Annotated in this window: 19 protein-coding genes; 11 read left to right on the top strand and 8 right to left on the bottom strand. The window is 43.6% G+C overall.

Annotated features, from left to right (window positions below):
- The first annotated feature begins 216 nt into the window (after positions 1–216).
- The 6 genes from ACSVDI_RS05695 to ACSVDI_RS05670 all read left to right on the top strand — a co-directional run bounded on the left by ACSVDI_RS05695 (position 217) and on the right by ACSVDI_RS05670 (position 5,843).
- The gene (locus tag ACSVDI_RS05695) at positions 217–501 is read left to right on the top strand and encodes an autorepressor SdpR family transcription factor (protein WP_457945353.1); all 285 of its coding nucleotides are present in this window, start codon (positions 217–219) and stop codon (positions 499–501) included.
- A gap of 110 nt (positions 502–611) precedes the next feature.
- Positions 612–1,004 (top strand): hypothetical protein, encoded by a 393-nt coding sequence (locus ACSVDI_RS05690; protein WP_457945352.1) that lies wholly within the window; start codon positions 612–614, stop codon positions 1,002–1,004.
- Between the two features lie 66 nt (positions 1,005–1,070).
- Positions 1,071–1,874 (top strand): YhfC family intramembrane metalloprotease, encoded by an 804-nt coding sequence (locus tag ACSVDI_RS05685; protein WP_457945351.1) that lies wholly within the window; start codon positions 1,071–1,073, stop codon positions 1,872–1,874.
- A gap of 216 nt (positions 1,875–2,090) precedes the next feature.
- A complete protein-coding gene (locus ACSVDI_RS05680) occupies positions 2,091–2,507 on the top strand; it encodes an RrF2 family transcriptional regulator (protein WP_457945350.1) in 417 nt (138 codons plus the stop codon).
- Positions 2,508–2,690: 183 nt separating this feature from the next.
- Positions 2,691–4,592: an acyl-CoA dehydrogenase family protein gene (locus ACSVDI_RS05675; protein WP_457945349.1), complete on the top strand. Its 1,902-nt coding sequence runs from the start codon at positions 2,691–2,693 to the stop codon at positions 4,590–4,592.
- Positions 4,593–4,634: 42 nt separating this feature from the next.
- On the top strand, positions 4,635–5,843 hold the full coding sequence (locus ACSVDI_RS05670) for an FprA family A-type flavoprotein (protein ID WP_457945348.1): 1,209 nt from the start codon (positions 4,635–4,637) through the stop codon (positions 5,841–5,843).
- A 34-nt stretch (positions 5,844–5,877) separates the two neighbouring features.
- Here ACSVDI_RS05670 and ACSVDI_RS05665 read toward each other — a convergent pair whose 3' ends face one another.
- From ACSVDI_RS05665 to ACSVDI_RS05655, 3 genes are all read right to left on the bottom strand, one after another.
- A complete protein-coding gene (locus ACSVDI_RS05665) occupies positions 5,878–6,144 on the bottom strand; it encodes a hypothetical protein (RefSeq protein WP_457945347.1) in 267 nt (88 codons plus the stop codon).
- Positions 6,145–6,166: 22 nt separating this feature from the next.
- Positions 6,167–7,354: an IS256 family transposase gene (locus tag ACSVDI_RS05660; RefSeq protein WP_135661204.1), complete on the bottom strand. Its 1,188-nt coding sequence runs from the start codon at positions 7,352–7,354 to the stop codon at positions 6,167–6,169.
- Between the two features lie 174 nt (positions 7,355–7,528).
- A complete protein-coding gene (locus ACSVDI_RS05655; RefSeq protein WP_457945603.1) occupies positions 7,529–8,086 on the bottom strand; it encodes a PduL/EutD family phosphate acyltransferase in 558 nt (185 codons plus the stop codon).
- Between the two features lie 363 nt (positions 8,087–8,449).
- Between ACSVDI_RS05655 and ACSVDI_RS05650 the strand changes: the two genes are divergently transcribed.
- A complete protein-coding gene (locus tag ACSVDI_RS05650) occupies positions 8,450–9,016 on the top strand; it encodes a uracil-DNA glycosylase (protein ID WP_457945346.1) in 567 nt (188 codons plus the stop codon).
- A gap of 125 nt (positions 9,017–9,141) precedes the next feature.
- Here ACSVDI_RS05650 and ACSVDI_RS05645 read toward each other — a convergent pair whose 3' ends face one another.
- Genes ACSVDI_RS05645 through ACSVDI_RS05630 form a run of 4 tightly spaced genes read right to left on the bottom strand, consistent with a single transcriptional unit; the run spans position 9,142 to position 15,955 of the window.
- Positions 9,142–10,761: an ATP-dependent nuclease gene (locus ACSVDI_RS05645; protein ID WP_024833756.1), complete on the bottom strand. Its 1,620-nt coding sequence runs from the start codon at positions 10,759–10,761 to the stop codon at positions 9,142–9,144.
- 22 nt (positions 10,762–10,783) lie between these two features.
- Positions 10,784–13,744 carry a type III restriction-modification system endonuclease gene (locus ACSVDI_RS05640; protein WP_457945345.1) on the bottom strand — a complete coding sequence of 987 codons (2,961 nt, stop codon included), beginning with the start codon at positions 13,742–13,744 and terminating at the stop codon, positions 10,784–10,786.
- A gap of 14 nt (positions 13,745–13,758) precedes the next feature.
- On the bottom strand, positions 13,759–15,723 hold the full coding sequence (locus ACSVDI_RS05635; RefSeq protein WP_457945344.1) for a DNA methyltransferase: 1,965 nt from the start codon (positions 15,721–15,723) through the stop codon (positions 13,759–13,761).
- Entirely contained in the window at positions 15,716–15,955 is a 240-nt protein-coding gene (locus ACSVDI_RS05630; protein WP_012103576.1) for a helix-turn-helix domain-containing protein, read from the bottom strand. The genes ACSVDI_RS05635 and ACSVDI_RS05630 overlap by 8 nt, the downstream gene beginning before the upstream one ends.
- Before the next feature lie 815 nt (positions 15,956–16,770).
- Here ACSVDI_RS05630 and ACSVDI_RS05625 point away from each other — a divergent pair.
- The 4 genes from ACSVDI_RS05625 to ACSVDI_RS05610 all read left to right on the top strand — a co-directional run bounded on the left by ACSVDI_RS05625 (position 16,771) and on the right by ACSVDI_RS05610 (position 22,226).
- Complete coding sequence (locus tag ACSVDI_RS05625; RefSeq protein ID WP_457945343.1) at positions 16,771–19,074, top strand: phage/plasmid primase, P4 family; 2,304 nt, start codon at positions 16,771–16,773, stop codon at positions 19,072–19,074.
- Between the two features lie 264 nt (positions 19,075–19,338).
- Positions 19,339–20,238 (top strand): phage major capsid protein, encoded by a 900-nt coding sequence (locus tag ACSVDI_RS05620; protein WP_457945342.1) that lies wholly within the window; start codon positions 19,339–19,341, stop codon positions 20,236–20,238.
- 74 nt (positions 20,239–20,312) lie between these two features.
- Positions 20,313–20,516 (top strand): transposon-encoded TnpW family protein, encoded by a 204-nt coding sequence (locus ACSVDI_RS05615; protein ID WP_138205822.1) that lies wholly within the window; start codon positions 20,313–20,315, stop codon positions 20,514–20,516.
- A 57-nt stretch (positions 20,517–20,573) separates the two neighbouring features.
- Entirely contained in the window at positions 20,574–22,226 is a 1,653-nt protein-coding gene (locus tag ACSVDI_RS05610) for a DUF4368 domain-containing protein (protein WP_457945341.1), read from the top strand.
- A gap of 200 nt (positions 22,227–22,426) precedes the next feature.
- Here the strand turns inward: ACSVDI_RS05610 and ACSVDI_RS05605 are convergent, their stop codons facing one another.
- A complete protein-coding gene (locus ACSVDI_RS05605) occupies positions 22,427–23,671 on the bottom strand; it encodes a glycosyltransferase family 4 protein (protein WP_457945340.1) in 1,245 nt (414 codons plus the stop codon).
- Between the last annotated feature and the right edge of the window lie 7 nt (positions 23,672–23,678).

The following is a 23,678-nucleotide window of genomic DNA, read 5'->3' as shown; positions in this document are numbered from 1 at the left end:
TTTCAACTTCACTATTATATACGATTTTCCCCAAATTGACAAGCCGTATTCGCAGAACCTCATTCTTCCGGAACCGGGCAAGTATCCCTATTATATACGAATTCTACCGTGAAAGTCAAGAAAAAAACATTTTGATATAATTCAAAATAATATTGACTTTTTTTCGGTACGTGTTATGATACATTCTGACAAAATAGAAATAAAGGAGGCAGGGCAATGCCGCCCGCGGAAACTTTTAAAGCGCTTTCCGACCCCACCCGGCGGGAAATCCTGAATTTGCTGAAAGAGGAGCCCCTTTCCGCCGGAGAAATCTCCAATTCCTTCCATACGACGACTGCGACCATCTCCCATCATCTGTCCATTCTAAAAAGTGCCGATCTGATTTCCAGCAAAAAGGCCGGGAAATACGTCTTTTACGAACTGAACGGTTCTGTTTTGGAAGAAGTCGTAAGCTGGTTGAACCAGTTTTTAAGCCGGGAGAATACGCCGAAAAAAGAGTAAGAAAACGAGGCGTTTCTACTGCTCGCGGTCATTCTTATGCTGTCGGCTGTTTGCGTCCGAAATTCTTCAGCCAGCCACACCTAATATAAATGAAAGGAGCACAACCATTTATGAACTGTGCCTACTGCGGAAAAACGCTGGAGGAATCCGAAGAGCCGGGAACCGAATACACTTTGGAGCAGGAAGAAGGAGAACCCCTTTCGTTCTGCTGTGAATCCTGCTGGGAAGAGGCAAAGCGCTTTTTGGACTATTCCCGCAAATTCGTTTCCCCGTTCCTGGTTCTGATGATGTCGCTGATCGTTCTGCTGATTGTCGGTGCCGTAGTCATGCCCAAAGTTCTTGTCCCGCTTTCCATTGCACTAATTGGCGCGCTCCTGTTCCCCTTCCCTTTCTCCACACCGGAAACCAGCCGGCAGGTCGGGCTGAAACAGTCCATATCTTACGCGCGGCGCGGCGGATGTGTGCTGATTGTGGTAGCCGTGATTCTGTTTGTTGTTTTATAATGCAGTAACCATTGATGAAAGCAATTCGAAAGCCCAGGCGGTTACTAATTAGGAAAGAATGAGTCCATGATGATAAAAACCGGTACCGTTGTTTCTGCCCCATTGTTTGTGTCATTCCTGTTTGCGGCGGCAGCCGAAATCGTGCTGCCCATTGTGCTTCTAATTGTGTTATGTTGGAAGAAAAAAATCAATAAAAAACCGATGTTTCTTGGCTTCGCATCCTTTTTTGTATCTCAGATTCTGCTTCGACTCCAAATTCTGAACGTGCTGAAAACACAGGATTGGTTCAAGGCGTTTGCGGCAAATACCATTCCTTACCTGATGATGCTGGCCTTTACCGCCGGATTATTTGAGGAAAGTGCCCGTTATTTGTTCGCCGGCTTCCTTCAGAAAAAGGACTGGCTGTTCCGCGATGCTATCGCGTTCGGATTGGGGCACGGTTACTGCGAAGTGATTCTTCTAACCGGCATGACACAAATCAATAATATTACCTACTCCATCATGATTAACAACGGGACGCTGCAAAAAACGCTGGCCGCTTACCCGGACACGGCAAACCAAATTCTTGCCGCCATGGCGGCTGCCACCCCTCAGTTAGTCTTTCTTGGTGTGCTGGAACGCGTATTCGCGGTCGCCTTCCACCTGTTCGCCACCGTACTGGTGTTCAAAGCACTGAACGAACGCAGGCCCGTATTCTACCTTCTGGCACTTCTGGCGCACTTTGTTTTGGATTTTGCCGCTGCAACGCTCAGCACTTACACCAATCCCGTTCTGACAGAAGGAGTCGTGTTTGCACTGTCGGTGGTTTGGGTATTCCTGATTTTCAAGCTGCGGCCGTCGTTCCCAAAAGCGGAAACAGAAAGTGAATAAAATGAACGATAAGAAGAAAACAGCTTATTTGCCGTACTTCACCGTATGGAACAGTAAGCTGTTCTTTTTAAATAAATCGCAAAATCGCACGCGAAAGAATCGCTTATGATGCTCTGTTCTTGATTCATAATTCTCGTTCACTTTATACTTGACAAAGTTTATCCAGAATGATATATTTATTTTAGAAAAATTCCTGCATCGGACGGATTGGAGGGAATGAAACTGCTTATTACACGCGAAACAGATTACGCCCTGCGCATTTTGCGCGTGCTTTCGGACGGGCAGCGGGTAACCGCCGGGGACATCTGCCAAAAGGAACTTCTGCCGCAGCAGTTTACTTATAAAATACTAAAAAAGCTGGAACGCGCCGGCTTAATTCAGATTTCCCGCGGTGCGGACGGCGGCTGTCAGTTGGTCGCGGATTTAAACAAGGTCAGCCTGTACGACCTAACCCAGATTATGGAAGGCGATCACTTAATCAGCACCTGTACAAAACCGGGGCATCAATGCGCATGGAGGCAGCAATACGATTGCACATGCAGTGTCAACAAACACCTGCTCCAAATTCAGCATGTTCTGGATTCTGAACTGCGCGCCCGCAGCCTTCGGCAGATTCTATCCAACGACGCCTGAGGCTGCTCTTCCGGTTCCGTTTTTCAGCACATTGTCCTTCTTTTCTTTTTTTGCGGTTAAACCGGATAAAATTTATCAAGTATTCTGCATAATCTTCAATTTTATAGGTTCATTGGACTCATAACCGGTCGAATCCGACGGTTTTATGAGATACAAAGAAACAGACAAGGGGAGGAAGCTGTTATGCTATTTCAAACAACGGAAGGCCATGAGGCCCTGCGCGCAAAAGTGCGCGAGTTCGCGGAAAATGAGGTGAAACCGCTTGCGTTTCAGCTGGACAAGGAAAACAGATTCCCAACAGAGGCGGTCCAAACGCTGGGGAAACTTGGCTGGATGGGAATCCCTTATCCGAAAGAGTACGGCGGGCTGGGGCTTGACCAACTGAGCTACGCAATTGCAGTGGAAGAGCTTTCCCGCGTGGACGGTGGGACCGGCGTAATCCTTTCCGCCCATGTTTCACTGGGTTCCTGGCCGATTTTTGCCTACGGCACGGAAGAGCAGAAGCAGAAATATCTGGTTCCGCTCGCACGGGGTGAGAAAATCGCCGCGTTCGGGCTGACCGAGCCAAACGCCGGCAGCGACGCAGGCGGCACAGAAACCACCGCGGAAAAGGACGGGGAATATTACATTCTGAACGGTGGGAAAATATTTATTACCAACGCCCCGGTGGCCGATACTTACGTTGTGTTTGCTGTGACCAACCCAGGCGCAGGAACCCATGGAATTAGCGCGTTTATTGTGGAAAAAGGCTGGGAAGGCTTCACTTTTGGCGATCATTATGATAAAATGGGTATTCGATCCTCCTCCACTGCTGAGCTGATTTTCAACAATGTAAGGGTTCCGAAAGAAAATCTGCTTGGCAAGGAAGGACAGGGCTTTAAAATTGCGTTATCCACTTTGGACGGCGGACGCATTGGCATTGCTGCACAGGCGCTTGGAATTGCCCAAGGCGCTTATGAAAATGCACTTGCCTACTCCAAAGAACGCATCCAATTCGGCAAGCCCATCTGTCAGCAGCAGACTATCGCTTTTAAATTGGCTGATATGGCAACCAAGCTTCGCGCCGCGCGCTTTTTGGTGTACAGCGCAGCGGAGCTGAAAGAACAGCACGCATCGTACGGAATGGAAGCCGCCATGGCAAAGCAGTACGCTTCCGACCGCTGTCTGGAAATTGTGAACGACGCGCTCCAAATTTTCGGCGGCAGCGGCTATCTGAAAGGCATGGAAGTGGAACGCGCCTACCGTGACGCAAAAATCTGCACGATTTACGAAGGCACCAATGAAATTCAGCGTGTGGTCATCGCCTCCCATATTATCGGCAAAATGTCGAAGGAACCGATGCAGCGGACCAAAGCGGAACCAATTACCGGCGTGCGTAAAAAGATAATTTATAAAGATGGAAGCGCGCAGGAACGGGTAAACGCATTGGTGGAAGCACTGAAAGCGGACGGCTACGACTTCACCGTCGGAATCGACCCGGATACGCCGATTGTCAAGGCGGACCGAGTGGTAAGCGCAGGCCAGGGAATTGGCGCGAAAGAGAACATGGAGCTGATTAAAGCCCTTGCACTTCAGGCAGGTGCGGCAATCGGTTCTTCCCGCCCGGTGGCCGAAGCCCTGCATTATGTGCCGCTGAACCGCTATGTGGGCATGTCCGGTCAGAAATTTACCGGAAATCTTTACATTGCCTGCGGCATTTCTGGCGCCGGTCAGCATTTAAAAGGGATAAAGGACGCAACCACAATCGTAGCGATTAATATTAACCCGAACGCACCCATCTTTAAAAACTGCGATTACGGCATTGTAGGAGATGTGCTGGAAATTCTCCCACTGCTGACTGCTGCACTAGACAACGGCAAGCCCAAAAAGCCCGCTCCGCCCATGAAGAAAATGAAACGGGCAAAAGTCCGCAAAACCGTGCCGGACTGGAAACGGTATGTCTGCAACGGCTGCGGATACGAATATGATCCCGCCGCGGGTGACCCAGAAAGTGACATTCGCCCCGGCACCCTGTTTGATGCGCTCCCGGAAGAGTGGATCTGCCCGGAATGCGGCGAAGAAAAAGCGCAGTTCATAGAAGCATGAACACCGGAAAACAAATGATTTAGTGTAAAGGGGGATTCCACCATGCATAGTGTAAGAAAAGTAACCGAAGATTTATACTGGGTAGGCGCGAACGACCGCCGTCTGGCTCTGTTTGAGAATATTCATCCGATTCCGCGCGGGGTATCCTACAACTCCTACCTTCTCCTGGACCAGCAGACCGTGCTGTTCGACACGGTGGACTGGTCGGCCTGCCGCCAGTTTCTAGAGAATATTGAATTTGTTTTGAACGGCAGACCGCTCGACTACCTTGTGGTCAACCACATGGAACCGGACCACGCCTCTTCCATGGAAGAAGTGCTGATCCGTTACCCGAACGCCAAGATCATCAGCAACAACAAGGCTTTTATGCTGATGCGTCAGTTCGGCTTCCATATTGACGAGCGCACGGAAGAAGTGAAAGAAGGCGACACCAAATCCTTTGGAAAGCATACGGTAACCTTCGTTTCCGCGCCGATGGTTCACTGGCCCGAGGTTATGGCAACCTTCGACACTACCAACGGAGTGCTCTTCTCCGCGGACGCGTTCGGCACCTTTGCAGCGCTGAACGGCAAACTATTCAACGACGAAATGAACTTTGACCGCGACTGGATTGACGAGGCCCGCCGCTACTACACCAACATTGTTGGCAAGTACGGCCCGCAGGTACAGGCATTGCTGAAAAAGGCTGCCAAGCTGGACATTAAGTACATCTGCCCCCTGCACGGCCCCGTGTGGCGTTCCAATCTGGGGTATTTTCTGGACAAATACGATAAATGGAGCAAATACGAACCGGAAGAAAAAGGTGTGCTGATTGTTTACGGTTCCATGTATGGCAACACGGAAAGCGCCGCCGACGCGCTAGCAAGCAAACTGGTGGAAAAAGGCATTACCAACGTCGCCCTATACGACGTTTCCAACACCCACGTTTCCTACCTGATTTCCGAATCCTTCCGGTACAGCCACATTGTGCTTGCCTCTGTTACCTATAACCTTGGAATTTACCCGCCGATGCACAACTACCTGATGGACATGAAGGCGCTGAATCTTCAGAACCGCACTTTCGCCATTGTGGAAAACGGCTCTTGGGCATGCAAGTCCGGCACGCTGATGCGCAGCTTCTTGGAGAACGAAATGAAAAATATGACCGTTCTGGACGAAAAGCTAACGCTCACCTCTGCCATGAACGAAGACAACATGGCCAACCTGGATGCGCTGGCAGAAAGCCTGGCGGCATCCGTAAAGGAAGCATGACTGGAATACTAATGGCCATAAGCCATAACATGAATCATAAAGCGAGAATGCCGCAAAAGGAATTACACTCCTTTTGCGGCATTCTTTTTTCTATGCTGTCAAAAAATGGATTTAAAAATTTGAGGCTCGACCTCATGTTTCCGTCTCCCCAGTAAAACATATGCTCAGTGCGGTCATCTAATTCTTCAACACGGTAAAACAACCCCATACCGGCGATATTTTTCGGCCAAAAATGTAGAAAAACAGGCACAAGGCAGCGCAGCCAGCTGCGCTTACCGGCTATGTCAAGAGAAGTTCGCAATTTGGGGACTCCACGAAATGAATTAAGCTGCGCTTAGCAGAAGTGTCTGAATCGATTTGGGATTCAAATATGCTCTGGAAACGGACCAGTCTTCAGCGTATTCCATGAGATATGTTGTAACCAACCGCAGATAGGAATCTTTGTTTGGGAATATCCCGACGACGTTGGTTCTGCGCCGGATTTCCTTGTTCAGCCGTTCCAGCATATTGGTCGATGAGATTTTACGGGCATCAAGCTCGGGGAATGCATAGAAAGCCAGTGAGTCCTCCAGCCCGTCTTCCAGAAGCTCGATTGCTTTGGGAAACCGCTTCCCATATTGCTCCGACAACTGTTTTGCGCGCTGTCGCGCTAATTGGACGGAAGGCGCCAGCCAGATTTCTTTCAGTTGGACCGCAAAGGATTCTTTTTCTTTCTGCGGTATATGGGCCAGAATATTTCGCATGAAATGCACTTTGCAGCGTTGCCAGGATGCGCCGGGAAAACTTTCTCGGATGGCGGCAATCAGCCCTTTGTTCGCATCGGAAACCACCAGCAGCGGTGTTTTCAAGCCGCGATCCAAAAGACTTTGAAACAACTGGGAATAGCTCTCTTTGGATTCGTCCAGCATCGGCTCCACGGCGAGAATGTCCCTGTGCCCTTGCTCGTTGACGCCGCAGACAACCATCACCGCCATGCTGACGACACGGCCATCCATACGGACTTTTTCGTACAGGGCATCCGTCCAAATGACAGGATAACGAGTATCCGTCAGAGAACGGTTGCGAAATTCCTGTACCTGTTCATTGAGCCCTTTTGTCATCTCACTGACCTGACTGCGGGAGAGGTTCTCTATCCCCAGACTGTGAGCCAACTTTTCCATCTTCCGTGTGGACACGCCCTGCACGAATGCCTCCTGAATAACCTGTACCAGCGCCGCCTCGCTGCGTTTGCGTTCAGTGACAAAGAACGGGATATATCCATGGCTGCGCAGCTTTGGCACCATGAGATACATCGTCCCTACGCGAGTATCCAGCCTCCGGGGACGATATCCGCAGCGGTAGTCACTTCGAGACGGATTGTGCGCATTCTTTTCCGCCCCCACAAGGCCGGAAACCTCCGCCTCCATCAGTTGAGCGCAGAGCCATTCCAGCATACTGAGCATCGGGTCGGGCTCCGCCATACATTTCAGTAGCAATTCCGTAAGATCTGTGTTATTCTTTCCTTGAGTCATTGGGACCAACTCCTTTTTGAATGTCTTGACACCATTCATTTTAAAGGAGTCCCAATGGCTTTTCTATACCTTCTCGAAATTGCGAACTTTATTGTACTCTATCCGCTTACCCTATACCTGTTTCTGACACGAAAGAACCGCTGACCAAAGTCAGCGGTTCCCTAAAATTAAAAATTAAAGAATGACTTCGCCGTCAACCGTTCCCGGCAGACCGGCAGCATTCGCTTCGTCGGTGTCGATATGTACGGCAAGGCCGGCAGTCTTGCTCACACGGGCAACCACGTCGCCGAAAATCAGAGCGCGGTCGTTGTAATCGAGCTTAATCTGGATGTTCTGGCCGTCTTTCACGCCGTATTCCTTAGCCTGATCCGGAGTAAAGTGTGCATGGCGCTTTGCCACAATCACACCCTGTTCCAGGGTGATTTCACCCTTGGGGCCAATCACTTTGCAGCCGGGCGTACCCTTCAGGTCGGCAGACATGCGAACCGGAGCGTCAATACCAAGGGAACGGGCATCGGTCTTGGAAACTTCAACCTGTGTCTCCGGGCGAACCGGACCAAGAATCGACATTTTAAGAGAGCCCTTCGGCCCAACTACTTCCACTTTTTCCGCACAGGCAAACTGACCGGGCTGGGAAAGGTCCTTTTTCGGAGTCAGCTTGTAGTCCTTGCCGAACAGCGTGTCCAGATCTCCCTGCGTCAGATGAATGTGACGAGCGGAAGTTTCAACCATAATCTTCAATATGAACATCTCCTAATATAAATTACTAAGGTCCGTTACGATGAAAAGCCACGGGCTTCCATCCAAAGGTAACCGACTTTTTTATTTTACCGCACGAAGCCAGAAATTACAAGAATTACAAAGAATTACGTCGTAAAAACATACTTTTTAAAAAAGATGGGGTATGGTATAATAGAGAAATCAGCTAACGCTGATTTCTCATTTGGAAATTGCTGTACGGCGCGCAGCGCCTTTCCGCTGTAGCGGACGCAATTTTTCTGCGACGAAAACTCATTTCGGCTATATGCCGATTTGCTGGCCGACGCGCAGCGTTTTGACCTAATAATTTTTCTTATGATAAAGGAGCCGCAATCCATGTATCAAACCTGGGAAGAACTGGAATCCGCCTGCCTTATGTGCAGAAAGTGTGGTCTGTGTGAAGGCCGCACCCACGTGGTGTTCGGCGGAGGAAATAGAAATGCGAAAGTCCTGTTTGTCGGCGAAGGCCCCGGGGAACAGGAAGATTTGCAAGGCCTTCCCTTTGTGGGCCGCAGCGGCCAGCTGCTGGATAAAATGCTGGACGCGGTAGATTTAAGCCGGGAGCGCAACATTTACATTGGCAACACCGTAAAATGCCGCCCGCCGAAAAACCGCGACCCGCTGCCGGAGGAACAGGAACTCTGCATCGGCTGGCTGCGCAATCAGGTTGCCCTAATGCGGCCAAAAATCATCGTTTGCCTCGGCCGGATTTCCGGCATGAAGCTGATTAAGCCGGACCTAAAAATCATGAAGGAGCACGGCATTTTCTTTGAGAAAAACGGCGTGTTGATGATGGCGACCCTGCACCCCGCCGCGTTGCTGCGTAACCCGAACAACAAACCGGCGGCGTTTGATGACTTTATTAAGCTGCGGGAAAAAATGAACGAACTTGGAATCGAATGAAAAAAGGCGGCCAAAAGAAGCGTTCACTTAGGGATTGAAGAAAAACTTAAATGAACAGCTTCAAGCGGGGCAAAAAAGACCACATAAGAGTTTTTATACTCCTGTGTGGTCTTTTTAACATTCAGCTAATTTTGTCCCAATAGTTCTATAATTAATAGTTTATCTGCAATATCCTTAATAAAATGAGGAATTTCCTCTATATGTTGTGCAATAGCTTTAGCTTTTCCTGGCTTTGAAGAAATATGATATTTTTCAGAAATAGTTTGTTCCATTGAAGTATAATCCTCTATTGCTGTACGCAAATAGGATTCAAAGTCTTTACCGAAGTATGCATAATCGGCTCTAACAATACAATTTTCAGTTTCTGTATCCCATTCTTCTTCGCAAAAGATGCCATTAAACACATCCCTAGTCTTTGATGCATTCCTGTCACAATCAAATATAGCATAACAATTATAACCGTATGCTTTAAATAACCTCCAGTACAAGGGGATTGCATCCTTACCGCGACAATTAACAATTTCGGTTCCATGTTCAGCTAAAGAATACCCACTACGTTTCAAATACACTGGCAGAGCAAAATATTCAGTAGCTCCCTCCACTAAAATGATTGTTTCGGCAAACATTCCTTTTAACTGGTCTGAAAATAGTTTTGTCGAGTAAAAATCAACTATATTTTCTGGTGACACACAATTCTCTGGAACACCTGACCCTATACAAAAATCGCAAAGTTGCTGAGCGGATAGTTGTATTGCTTTAGTAACTCCACCCTCTTTATGTACTCGAACAAGTCCGTCTAAGTATTCTGCATCTATGAATTCTGCGGAATGTGTTGAAATGATTACTTGAATACCACATGAACACATATCCACAACATATTCCTTTAACCATCTTTGAGCTAAGGGATGAAGATGGGCTTCTGGTTCTTCAATAATCAACACAAAGTTTTCACCAGTGAATACTTCCATATATGCTTTAACAAAAGCCATTAATAAGACTTGCTGTTCACCAGTGCCGAATTCTTCAAATCCACGAATATTATCTCCCTCTTTTGCATAGATCCGAAGTGACTTTGCATAATTGTTTGGATCATAGGCTGAAAAATCCACAGCCAATGAATGAACAAACCCTTTTACCGCTCCCTTTAGAGCTTCAGAAAATCGATTAAAAAAACCAGAGAATTCATCAGTCTGTTCAAAGGATGCTGTAATTTGATTAAAGGCTTGTGATAATTCATCTTTATGCTCTGTACTTAAGGCTTCATGTATCTTCTTTGAAAACTTGCTTAACAGAGAGTAGCTACTACTATAATTAAAAGCACTCTGGATATTTCTTTCAGCATCAATCAAGTAAGATTGACAAGCGGAACGCTCTTCATTTTTTATATATAACCTATTTCCATTAACATCGTGAAAAAGATTATTATTAGCCTGTCCATTATAATTATAACTTATAGTTATCACATCATGTCCATTCCCTCTACTATCATAATGTAAAGGCTCAGAAAATTTAGCAGTTATCTGTGCGGTAGGATATTCACTTTGATTACGTTTAAAGTAATCACTTTCCAACATCTCAATATTTGTTGGATACCTTTCACCAAGTAATCTATTTATAGCTGATAATATATTAGATTTTCCTGCGTTATTCGGTCCAAATAGGACAAGTGGCTTATTTTGAGGAAGTTTAAGAGCCACTTTTTCTATCGACCGATAATGTTTAATTAAAAATGCTTCTAACCTCAATCTTTCACCCCCCTAAATTAAATTACTCTGCCAATACTTCCTTAATAATCTGAGCCATCTGTTTGTTGTTTAACTGATCACGGAAATAAACAGTGTATCCATCTTTCGAGAGCATATCAAAGAAAACACGAGCACAATCAATTTTTGCTTTTTCTGTACCACGTAAGTCGGATTTATTTTCTACGTCTTTTGTTTCGACTACAATGTTAAGCTCTTTCTCACCGGAAGCCTTTCTTACAACATACATGAAGTCTGGACTGTACATTCCACCGGTAATAGTTGGTATGGCAATGCTGCTACGTGGAATTTTTCCATATACAATGACTTCTTCGATGTCCGACATAATATTTTTTTGTTCCAACGGTGAGTCATAAGCGAAAGCATCATATAAATACTTCTCACTTGGAGTTCCCGGAACTATCTTTGTGCCAATACGTCCCTGCGCAATATCTTCACGTGGAGAACCGTCTGAATAGGTGAGTGCTGTTGCACCAACAGGCGTATTGCTTTTTGCATAATGGAATCGACCTTGCAAATTATTGCTTCTCCAGTCATGAAATTGTTGGATAAACATGCTGACAGAATTTTCATTAATACGTTCTGGATTTATAGTTCCATTCCTCTTAACATACTCACACAATGCCTCATGCAATACTTTAATTGGAATGTTTGTAGCATTTGTGATCCTCTTAAGAAATTCATTGTAGGGAATAGGTTTGGATACTATATATTGGGCACCTGTATCTGAAACAATCATCATCTGTGAGCCATCGCTCTTAACGATATCTCTGGAGCTAGTCATGACAACGTCTGTAAAAACACCGGGTTTTTCCAGCAAAGATAAAACAACTTTAGCCATATCAGCATCCAGATCATCATCATAGAAAAGTAGGTATCGTTGATTGATTGCTTCCCATAATTCGCGTATTTCACTGTAAACAGCTTTGCGGATTTTTACAGGTCTTGGTTTTGCTACATTTCGGTCTTTTACCTTACCTGAAGACAATCCTGTAGCAAAGTCCGGGTATTCTGCAAAGAAAGCGTCCCTTGTATCGGGTTTTATATTTAATCGCCTGTCTATGTAATGTTTATCATATAGTGCATCAAAAAGTTCATCTGAAGTCATGCCAAGCTTCTTGGCCACTTGTTCCAATCTTTCTTCGCTAATAGAAGAAGCTTGTGGAATTTCTCCGTTTATTTGGTCTATTAATCGTTTAGCAAAGTCTGCCTCTGTGAAGTCGACAATATAATTAAGCTGGAATTCTTCATTGGAGATTCGATTACCATTCTCATCTACAGGCAGTCGTAAACCTCGTCCAACCTCTTGCAGTTTACTGTTTTCACTTCCACTAGAACGAAGTTTAGCTATCGTAAATACATTAGGGTTATCCCAGCCCTCTTTAAGTGTCCATTTTGAAAATAGAAAACGTAAAGTGTTATAGCTACCGTCTTTATTCTTGAAAGAGAGAAGGTGTTTTTTTCCATGAAGGATAGTTTCTACTTCTTTTGCTATATCTTCATCCGAATCGCTATTGTCCTGTGAAAAATAGCCTGCATGGCAAGCAGAAATATCTGCAAGACTTGCTTCCAGATATGCCCGATATTCAGTATCATGCTCACTGAGGGTAGATAGCACCGATTCTATCCGTTCCTTAAGCAATCTCTCAAAAGCTTGTAATAGATAAGGGGTTTTACCTTCCTCGTTTGGTCGATATGATGATATATCATCGATAAAAAATAATGCCAATGTCTTGATCTTGAAATTGCGACCACAGAAGTTTATTTTTTCTGTTTCAAAATGACGCTCAAGGGCAAGACGCATCATCTGCTCTTGATAAGAGGTCATATAGATATCCACATCCAATTCCTCACCAGTTGACTTTTGAATACCATTAGAAAACTCAACTGTTGATTTGCCAATAGCATGAACCGTAATTCCCTCGAAAGCTTCATTAATGATAGATAGTGAATCTCCAGTTTTAAGAGTAAATGTTTTAGTCGATTCATCACGCTTTTTATACTGAAAGGTAACAGAATCCTTGCTTGTGATGGAAGTGATTTTCACCTTTTCTTCACGCTTGGATACCGGTTCAAAATGCTCCTTCGTTACTCCCTTTATCAAATTTTGATTAAAAGATTCACAGGCATTTAAATCATAGAGCAGGTTTTGGTAGTCTTTTACGGTTATTTTGTTTTTTCCACGTCCACTTGTAGTTTCAGGGAAGGTAGCACCAAAGCGTATAATACACTGTGGTTTTATTTCATCAACGATAACCTTAAATGCCTTCTGGTCACGAGAAAATCTATGTGGCTCATCAATAATAACAACAGGGTTTGTTGCACGAATAGCCTCAAGTGGTCTATAAAAACCTTCTACTCCATAATCATAGTCGTCACGGCTAAGCATACCATTTGATCGGACAACAAGTAGTTGCATATTAACTAATAATACATAAATCTTCTTCGTGTTCTGGCAAGAACCTTTTACAAAGTCGCTCACAACACTCGGGAAATAGGAGCGCCCCTTTTTCTTGTTTTTTGGCGCTTCTAGTACTCCAACCTCAATTTCTGTACCATAGCCACAAACATCGGAAAAATGTCGCTTTACATATTCATCACGCAAAAACTGTGCAGTTCCTGCTTTAATCGCAAGTGAAGGTACAGCGATAATAAACTTATTAAGTCCGTAACGTTTATGAAGCTCATATATAGTATGAGTATAAACGTAAGTCTTTCCTGTACCAGTTTCCATTTTAATATCAATATTCAAGCAGTCACCAATAGGCATACTGCTTCGATATTCTGAAGGTATATTTTTTTGAATTTCTCTAATATTTGCAGCTAGTTTAGGATCAGAAAGAGAAATACTTGGGTTTTCATAAAATTGTACAGGAGAAGTTATCTGTACCCCATTCAAAGCAGCACTTATTGCATCTACAGCTTTTTGTTGGTGTGGTAATCCTCGTTGTAGGATAAGTTCCATAACATACCCTCCAATCAATAACGGATATCGAAGTTGATACGCAAGTTTTTCTCTGTATCCTTCAACCGTTTCAAATTAATTTTTAAAGCTTCCATTTCCGTCCATGTAAAACTATAACCGAATAACACCACGTTCTCAGGATTAAAGCTGCCGTCAGTTTCATATTTTACTACAATGGCTTCAATCGCCTTATTAGACAATTCCGGGTCAATTAGGTAAAGATGTTTTCCTATATAATAGCCATTGTATCCAGCAAAATTTAACTCCTCAGCTTCTGCTGTAAGTCCATATCCATCTCTAACAAGCCACGTTGCAAGGACGGTAGGTTTTCCAAAATCACTAAGAATGTCTTTGTCAGCAAATAATTTATTTTCAGTAGGGTCAAACTTTTCAAGCTTGTCTAGAGTGTTTTGCTCAGGCTCAACCAATGTATAGTGCTTAAAGCCAAGGTCAACTGTTGTATCTGGATACTTTTCTCTTATTTTTACAGCTGCTCGTAGTATGCGCTCCATGCCGATTTGGTCTATGGTAGTGTATCCTGCTTTTTCTGCATCACTTCCTGGCTTTACAGGCTCTTGTAGCTGTATAAGTATATATTTTCGTTTTCCTTGGGTTACTGCATTCATTCTCATGATTGCATGAGCAGTAGTTGCACTGCCAGAAAAAAAGTCAACTATTATATCCCCATCATTACTTCCAATTGTAAGTACTTTTTCTAACAAACCAATAGGTTTTGCTGTTTCAAAAACTTTTTGCCCGTCAAATAGATCTCTAATATCTCTTGTTGCCTTTTTATTGCCTTCGATATCAGTCCAAAGAAATTCATGATTTGTGTCATCTGGTGGCCAGAAAAAGTCTTGCCATATGTTCCCTGGTGCTTTTGTTCGATTTTCTAAATAATATTTTTGATATGGGTGCCAAACTTTTTTCCCAAGCAAATCAGTTTTTCTCCATTCAATCAATCCATCTTCCTCGAGCTTTTTTGCTGTCTCTGGAGCACATATCCATCTGCTCTCATATCCAGTAGGACCAATAGGATAGACCTCAGTACCATCTGGAGCAATTAATGGATAGTACATGGTTGGCCTATCTTCACGTCTATCTTCACCACCAGTTCTACGTAGTGATCGAGTTAAATATCTATTTCCATCTTCATCAATCTGATTATATATTCTTGCATCATCTTCATTCATAGCTAATCCATTGATTACAGCAGCGGTAATATTTCTTGCGTATACAAGCATATAGTCTAATTCATTAACAAGACCATCAAAACCTCCGCCAGTTGGAGTACCTGTTGCACGCGAAATGCAAGTCAAGAAATTATTTTCTCCGAAGACATCATCACATATCAGTTTAAGATTGGCTTGCTCATTATCATCAATAGAAATAAATATAATCCCATCATCCTTAAGTAAATCCCTAGCCAGTAAAAGACGTGGGTACATAAACATTAACCACGCAGAATGAGAAGCCGAACCACGCTTTGTTAAGTCTAAAATACGTTGTGCCTGTTCTTCTCTAATACTTAATTTTTCCGAAAGTTCTTCCACAGTAAAATTGAACTGGTCATTATACACAAATCCATCTGTTCCAGTGTTATAAGGAGGATCAATATAAATACATTTAACTTGACGTGAATAGGACTTCAAGAGATGCTTTAACCCATCAAGATTATCGCCACTTATGTAGATGTTTTCACTGTTCATATTTTCTGATTTTGAGTTATGTTCCTCGTCTGGCACAACAACAGTTGTAGTATCAATCGAAGCCAACAATCGGGCATAATTTTTTCCTAAAAACTTGAGTTCATAACCCTCTCCTGTGACAGCAATCTTATCACTTAAAAATTCCTTAAACCGTTCAATATCAAAGGACCCATCTGCCTTAAAACATGAGGGGAAATTTTCTTTTAATACAGCCATTTCTCGACAGTTCGGCGTTGCACTATCATTGGCATTCATAATATCCTTAATCATTGTTATCATTCACCTTGCCTTTCTCAATTTTATCAGGTACAAACTCTAAAATATCACAAATGTCACATTCTAATGCTGTGCATATTTTTTGAAGTATTTCTGTATTTACATTTTCGTTTCTGCCAAGCTTTGTGATAGTTGCCGAGCTAACACCGGAAAGGCGTTGCAAATCTTTCTTTTTCATATTCTTATCAATTAGCAGCTTCCATAGCTTGTTATAATGTATTGCCATTTTTTGCACCTCCCACAAATATTAATAATTATATCACAAAAACACGCTATAAACAGTATAAATTTTTAATCTCACATTATTTTTCGTCTATTTCAATCACAATTTTCTATTTACGCATTTATCTTAAGATGTTCGAATTAAAGCTTTTAGACAAAAAAGTCGAAAAGTCTAATTGAAAAATCCAAAACTACAGCATTAAGCCTTCTTAAATTTAATACCACTTTCGCTCAAATTTGAGCAAAAGCATAAACATTACAGCCGTCTTTTCTGGAAAAAAGACAGGCTATTTTTTATTTTAGGGGTTCGAATCAATAGAATTCTTCGCTTATGGATGAGGAAGAAAAATATTTTTAGAAAATCCTCAACTAATGTGCCCTACCAAGGCTATAAGGTGAGAGGAAAATACTTTGCTTGACCATTCGAGTAAGCTATTTGCTGTGGCATTAGCTAAGGGGTTAATAATTTCGGCTATTAGTAGAGGAAAGCAATTCACAGAAATATTTGTTCCTGTACTCAAACTGCAGGTTTGAGGCCTGTGGAGGATGAGAGGAAATTACCTTAGCAAACTCTGTGGATCTGCCTTTCTCATGAACAATCAATGAAAACATAGTTTTTCTCTCACTGCTCCTTGACAACTGAATACCCCGAAATGCAAGAGATACTTCAAGCAGAATATGCCATGACGATAATTCCGAGCGTATTCCTTGAAAGATAACGAGGTTGTGTCAAACAAGGCAAACCCTCTGGAACAGTAGTGTTTCGGGTCATTTATAAAAGGCAAGGAGGTGAAGTAACTGAAAACACAATATGATAACTTGCCACAGATACTTAAAAGTAAGCCACAGTTTTGCTGTTGGAAATATGAAGAGCGAAGTGGTAGAAAAACCAAAGTTCCCTATAACCCGATAACAGGAAAAAGGGCAAAACCAAATCAACGTGGTACATTTAAAGATTTTAGTTCGGCGGTAGCTGCTATAAGTGATTATGACGGTATCGGATTTTTGGTGGGTAATGACATATGTGTTATCGACTTAGATGATTGCTTTGATAGCAGCGGTAAGCTTAAGCCTATTTCCCAAAGTGTTGTAGACGCTTTTAGTGGTTGCTATATGGAACACAGTCCATCTGGGAAAGGGTTGCATATTTTCTTTAAGGCCACTGACTATGACTTTGACAAAACAAAATACTATATCAATAACAGAAAGCTGGGAGTTGAGGTTTATGTGGCTGGAGCAACAAATCGTTTTGTTACCGTAACAGGCAATGTATTTGTAGATGGTGATATATCGGAGAAATCGAATGAACTACAGATGATACTAGACAAGTATATGTTGCGTCCTACCCCTGTGAAGCAACTACTGGATACAGAAAGCCGATCCTATCTATCTGACAAGTCTGTTATTGAGAAGGCATTAAAATCAGCAAATGGAGAAAAATTCAAAGCATTATGGCAAGGAGATACGTCAGGCTATGCTTCTGCAAGTGAAGCTGATTTGGCACTTTGCGGTATGCTGGCATTTTGGTGTGGCAGGGATATTGGACAGATAGACAGACTTTTCCGGCAGAGCGGCCTAATGCGAGATAAATGGAATAGACCACAGTCCGGCAGTACTTATGGAATGATAACCATAGAAAAAGCAATCGCAAATGCTACTGAGATATACAAACCGGGTGGTATACATTCATCAGCTACAGAAGATTTTGGTGAATGTTCCCTTGCTGGCTTTAAGCCTGAGAGTAACGATCGCTACCCTTGGACGGATATTGGGGCAAGCAGGTTGTTTGCTGATTATTATAAGTCTTTTGCCCGCTTTGTTCCCGAAAGGAAGATGTGGTTTTGCTATGAGAATGGCATTTGGATTCCTGATGTCGGTAATCTCAAAGTAATGGAAATGTGTAAATCATTGGCTAATCAACTGCTAACCTATGCTTTGACTATTCAAGATGAACATCAAAGAAAGGCATACATTGACTATTGCCGAAAGTGGCAGTCAAGAAGATACCGAGAAACGGTGCTTAAGGATGCACAGAGCGTATATCCCATATCAATGGCTGAATTTGACCAAGACCCACTTATGCTCAACTGTGCCAATGGCACATTGTTTTTAATGTCTATGGATTTTCGTCCCCATAACAGCGAGGACAGGCTTACAAAGATATCTGGTGTTAAATATGACCCAGAAGCAAAAAGCGAGCGATGGGATAGATTTATTCATGAGATTATGAGCGGAGATGAGGAAAAGGCAAAATTCCTCCAAAAAGCCTTTGGCTACAGTATCAGCGGAGACACTCGGTATGAATGCCTGTTTGTTCTCTATGGTGCTACAACTCGAAATGGTAAAGGTACGCTATGTGAGAGCATTCTTAAGGTATTAGGCAGTTATGGCTGTACCGCAAGGCCAGAGACTATCAGTCTGAAAAAGAACAATAACAGTTCAAGTCCAAGTGAAGATATTGCCCGGCTTGCAGGAGTACGCTTTGTGAATATCTCCGAACCTAGCAGAGGACTTGTCTTAAATGCTGCACAGGTAAAAAGCATGACGGGTGGTGACACCATCAACGCAAGGTTTCTACATGAGAATTCTTTTGACTTTTCACCAAAGTTTAAGCTGTATATCAACACCAATTATCTGCCCGTTATTACGGATATGACACTGTTTTCCAGTGGCAGAGTGGTAATCATCCCTTTTGAACGACACTTTGATGAAAGCGAGCAGGATAAAAACTTAAAACGTGAATTCGCCAAAGCGAAGAATCAGAGTGCTATCCTCAACTGGCTAATTGAAGGCTATCAGCTGTTAAAAAAGGAAGGCTTAATTTTACCTGATTCCGTTAAGACAGCAACGGAGGCTTATAAGCGTGACAGCGATAAAATAGCATTATTTTTCGAGGATGCCTTGGAGGAAAGTCCTAATAGTGAGGTGCGGACATCCGAAGTGTATGCCCGGTATCAGCGTTGGTGCAGTGCCAATGGATGTTATTCGGAGAATGCAAGAAACTTCAAACAGGCATTAACAGCTATCGCCCGTGTAGAAAGGAAACGACCACGTTCTGGTGGTGGAATGACCACAATGCTTATCGGATATAAGCTGACAGAAGAAGAGTTTTTTCTTATTTAAACACAGTGTAGCAGCTTGTAGCAAGAAAAACAGGTTATATAAAAAATCACTCTCGTATAGAGAGTTTAGTTTTTACCTGCTACATCTTGCTACAAAGCTTAAAACCACTGGATATGACTCCATGTGTTAATACCAGCCCCTAGGGGAGGTCAAATCTCCACACCTTTTCATCTGGACAACGGGCGTGGGGCAACGCGTAAAAAAACGCGGTTTCAAACGGGGTATATACCCCACAATCCATTTTAATTTAGGAGGTAAACGATTATGGCAACATCAACAACTTATAATAGAGCGTTTTGGAATGTTATGAAAGGAAAAGAAGAAAATAATCAAAATCTAAGCGAGGGCTTTGATAATGCAGGAGCCTATGTCGCACCAGACGAGTTCCGAGAAGGCTTTAACACTGCTTTGGCAAAGGAGAATATATTCCGCAGATTTGCTACTGTTATCAATCTATCTTCTGCAGAAGGTAAAATTCAAGCGGTATCCTCAACGGGTACAGCAGATTGGGTTGAAGACGGGGATCCAATCCCCGAAAGCGCCGATACATTTACACAGTTTCTGGTGAAATCATACAAGCTGGCATCTCTTGTCAAGCTAAACCGCTCATTCGTCACCGATATTAACTTTAATCTTGAAAAGTATCTGATGAGTGATTTTGCGAAGCGTTTTGGCAAGGCTGAGGAAAATGCATTACTTAATGGAAATGGCACAACACAGCCAACAGGTATCCTTACAGCAGATGCAGATGTAACTACAGCAGATAGTGCTGCCATCTCTTTTGACGAGATTATCTCTCTGTATTTTTCATTAAAAGATGAATACCGAAATAACGCTGTGTTTATCATGCACGATAATACAGCTATGCTTCTTAGAACCCTTAAGGATACAAGCGGCAGTTATCTGTGGAATCCTTCAGATAACACCATCTTCGGAAAGCCTGTAGTTACCTCTCCATATATGCCTACAGTATCAGCAGGAGCAAAAAGCCTTGTATTTGGAGATTTATCATACTACTGGCTGATTGAACGTCAACCAATAACGATAAAAAAATTAAGTGAGTTATATGCATTGCAGGGGCAAATTGGCTTTTCTGCTTACGAGAGATTGGATGGCAAGCTAATTCAACCGGATGCTCTGAAAATATTACAAATAAAAGCTTAAATAATGGATTAGCACTGGATCATTGATTCGGTTCAGTGCCAGTTCCTTCAAAACATCGTACAGGAGGTCACGATATGGAAAACCAAATTAACAGTCGCACAACCAAATCCGATATTGGAGGTACGGTCTATGTGGTGGAATCACGAATAAGTGTTTCAGCAAAGGAAAGTGCATATTCCAAGCTGAAACGACTGATTACAGTCAACGCAAAAAGCCTTTCAAAGTTATCAGATAGTTCAAATAAATCCACGGAAATCAACTCGACTTCTTCAAGGTAGTACGGTAATATACATAGTGCTAAACCGCTTGAAGACTGTCGGAAATGGAGGAGAAAAATGAATAGACAGTCAACATTTAGCACTATACGTAAATCAACAATAGCATTTGAAGAAGCGAAAATTACTGCTCTTTACTGCAGGCTTTCCCGTGATGATGAGCTTGCAGGAGACAGCAACAGCATAGTAAACCAGAAGACAATTCTAAAAAAATATGCTGAGGACAACGGTTTTCGCAACATCGAATTTTATGTGGATGATGGGGTCAGCGGTACAACTTTTGATAGACCAGACTTTAACCGCATGATTGCAGATGTAGAGTCCGGTAGAATTGGAACGATTATCATTAAGGATATGTCCCGCTTCGGCAGGGATTACCTCAAAGTAGGCTATTACACAGAGATTATGTTTCCTGAAGCAGATGTACGATTCATTGCTATTAACAACGGTATTGATAGTGCAAACCAAGCAGACAGTGACTTTACACCGTTTCTTAACATTATTAATGAATGGTATGCTAAGGATACTAGCAAGAAAATCCGTGCTGTGTTCAAATCCAAGGGACAGTCCGGTAAACCACTCTGCACCAATCCGCCTTACGGTTATATTAAAGACCCTGAAGATAAGTTGCACTGGATAATAGATGAGAAAGCCGCCGAAGTGGTCAGAGATATTTTCCGACTGTGCATGGCTGGTTTTGGACCCACGCAGATAGCAAAGCAACTTGAAAAGCGATGCATTGATACACCTACGGTTCATCTTCGCAAAATGGGTATTAACACTCCAGCAAGACCACCAGAAAATCCATATGCTTGGTCGGCTCGTACCGTAGCAGATATTTTGGCTAAAATGGAATATCTAGGTCACACGGTGAATTTCAAGACTTCTAAAAAGTCATATAAGAGCAAAGTCAAGATATTGAACAATCCAGAAGATTGGCTAGTTTTCAAAAATACCCATGAAGCAATTATTGATGAGGGGACTTGGGAAACAGTGCAGAAAATTAGAGATGGCAAGCGAAGACCATCACGATTAGGTGAAATGGGAATGCTTTCTGGCATGATGTTCTGTGCCGACTGTGGTGCAAAGCTGTATCAGGTTAGAGGCAAGGGATGGACACACGATAAGGAATATTTCGTTTGTGCGACTTACCGCAAGAAAAAGGGTATGTGCAGTTCACATCAGATACGTAATGTTGTAGTGGAACAGCTTTTGCTAGAAGATTTAAGACGTGTAACCTCCTTTGCCAAAGACCATGAACAGGAATTCATCCGTATAGTTATGAATAATTCAGAAAAGGAACTTGCCAAAGAACTCCGCCAAAGTCAAAAGGAATACGAACAAGCACAGACTCGCATTGCTGACATAGACAAAATCATTCGAAAGCTATATGAAGACAATGTGATGGGCAAAATTCCCGAAGAGCGTTTTTACAAGATGTCGGCTGAATATGAAACCGAGCAGAAGGCACTGGAAGAAAGGATAACCAAATTAAAGCATACCATTGATACAGTAAATGAACAGTCCCTCAATACCGACCGCTTTTTGGCACTGGTTAAAAAGTACACAGAAATTACAGAATTGGATGCAGAGATTATTCGAGAGTTCATTGACAAAATTATAGTATTTAAGGCTGAAAAGGTAGATGGCCGCAGAACTCAGCGGATTCAAATTTTCTATAACTGCATTGGCGCTATCGACTTACCAAAATAAACGAAAAAACGGCATAGCCGAATATCAACGACTATGCCGAATTTTTCAGGAATTATAAATCCCTATCTGACCGCTCCTAACGGCCGCCTTTTTTCGATTTCATTGATCTTTTATCCTGCCTTGAATTACAAGGAAGCTTCACGTTTTACCGCGATTTCATATTCGGCTCAAAAAACTGCCATCCGGTTACCCGGCAGCAATTACTTCGTATAAGGAAGGGTAAACACGTTTAGGAACTGCTCGGAAAGCACGTCGTATTCGTTGTGCGCCAAAATATACGCCTTTCCGCGCTTCCCCATTGCCTCCAACTCCTCCTTCGGCATAGCGGCCAGTTTTAGCGCCGCCTGTGCAATCGCGCCGCTGTCCTCCGGCGGAATGGAAATGCCGCAGTTCGCGTCCGCAACCATATCGTTCGGCGCTTCAATCGCAAAAATGACCGGCTTAGCCGCCATCATATAGTCCATCAGCTTATTGGGGCTAACGCCAAACCGGAACAAGGGCTGGCGCTGCAAGCCGACATAGAGCGCGTCCATCTGGTTCAGCAACTCCGGCACCTGACCGCGCTGAACCGGCTCCAACAGTTCGACCGTATCACTCAAATTGAGGTCGACAACCTTTTGCTTCAAGCGTTCGCGTTCCGGGCCGGGGCCAACCAGCAGCAGCTTGATTTTTTTCCCGCGCAGCTGCTCGCCCGCTTCCACAAAGCTGTCCAGCGCATTTGCGATTCCGTGCGCACCGGTGTAGCCAATCAGGAAATATCCCTCATCGTGGTAGCGCTTCAGCTTTTCCGCGTAAACCGGGGGCTGTGCCATTGGCTTTTCCCAGTCGCCCTTCACGATTCCGTTCGGAATGCAGATGAATTTTTCCGGGCTCATGCCGTGTTCTACCATATGCTCTTTGGCATTCGGCAGAAGGGATACCACATAATCGCTGTGCTTGTAGCAGTAATTTTCGCCTGCCTGCATCACCATAATGAACGGGTGCTTCGGGCTCATGCCCCCCAGTTCAATCGGACTGAGCGGCCAAAGGTCGTGCACCTCGTAAATCAGCATACCGCCGTATTTTTTTTTCATTCGGTGTGCGGGGTAAATATCGAGTGGATAAGTAGAGGACGCGATAATAGCGTCCGGTTTGCCCTGCACGGTAATTTGATCCGAGTATTTGTAAAGCCCGCGCAGAAAAGAAAGCATATTCTTTATTCGGCCTATCCCGTTGCCTTCATACTTCGGGCCGGAAATCCAGAAATAGCGGATTCCGTCAATGGTTTCCTCCATGGTCGCGTTTCCCTGCAGATCAGGATTTTTCGTGCGCAAATGGGAATAAGAGCTTGCTACCATGGTAACGTTATGGCCGGCTGCCGCCCAGCGCTTTGCCATGAAGTATGGGCGGAACTCCATGCCGTGCCGGTCGGAACCGGCGTAATGGTTGATATAAATGATGTTCATTAATGGC

This window comes from Caproiciproducens sp. LBM24188 (assembly GCF_054130445.1).
The sequence above is the reverse complement of the archived record's forward strand: the minus strand, read 5'-3'. Positions and strand labels throughout refer to the sequence as shown.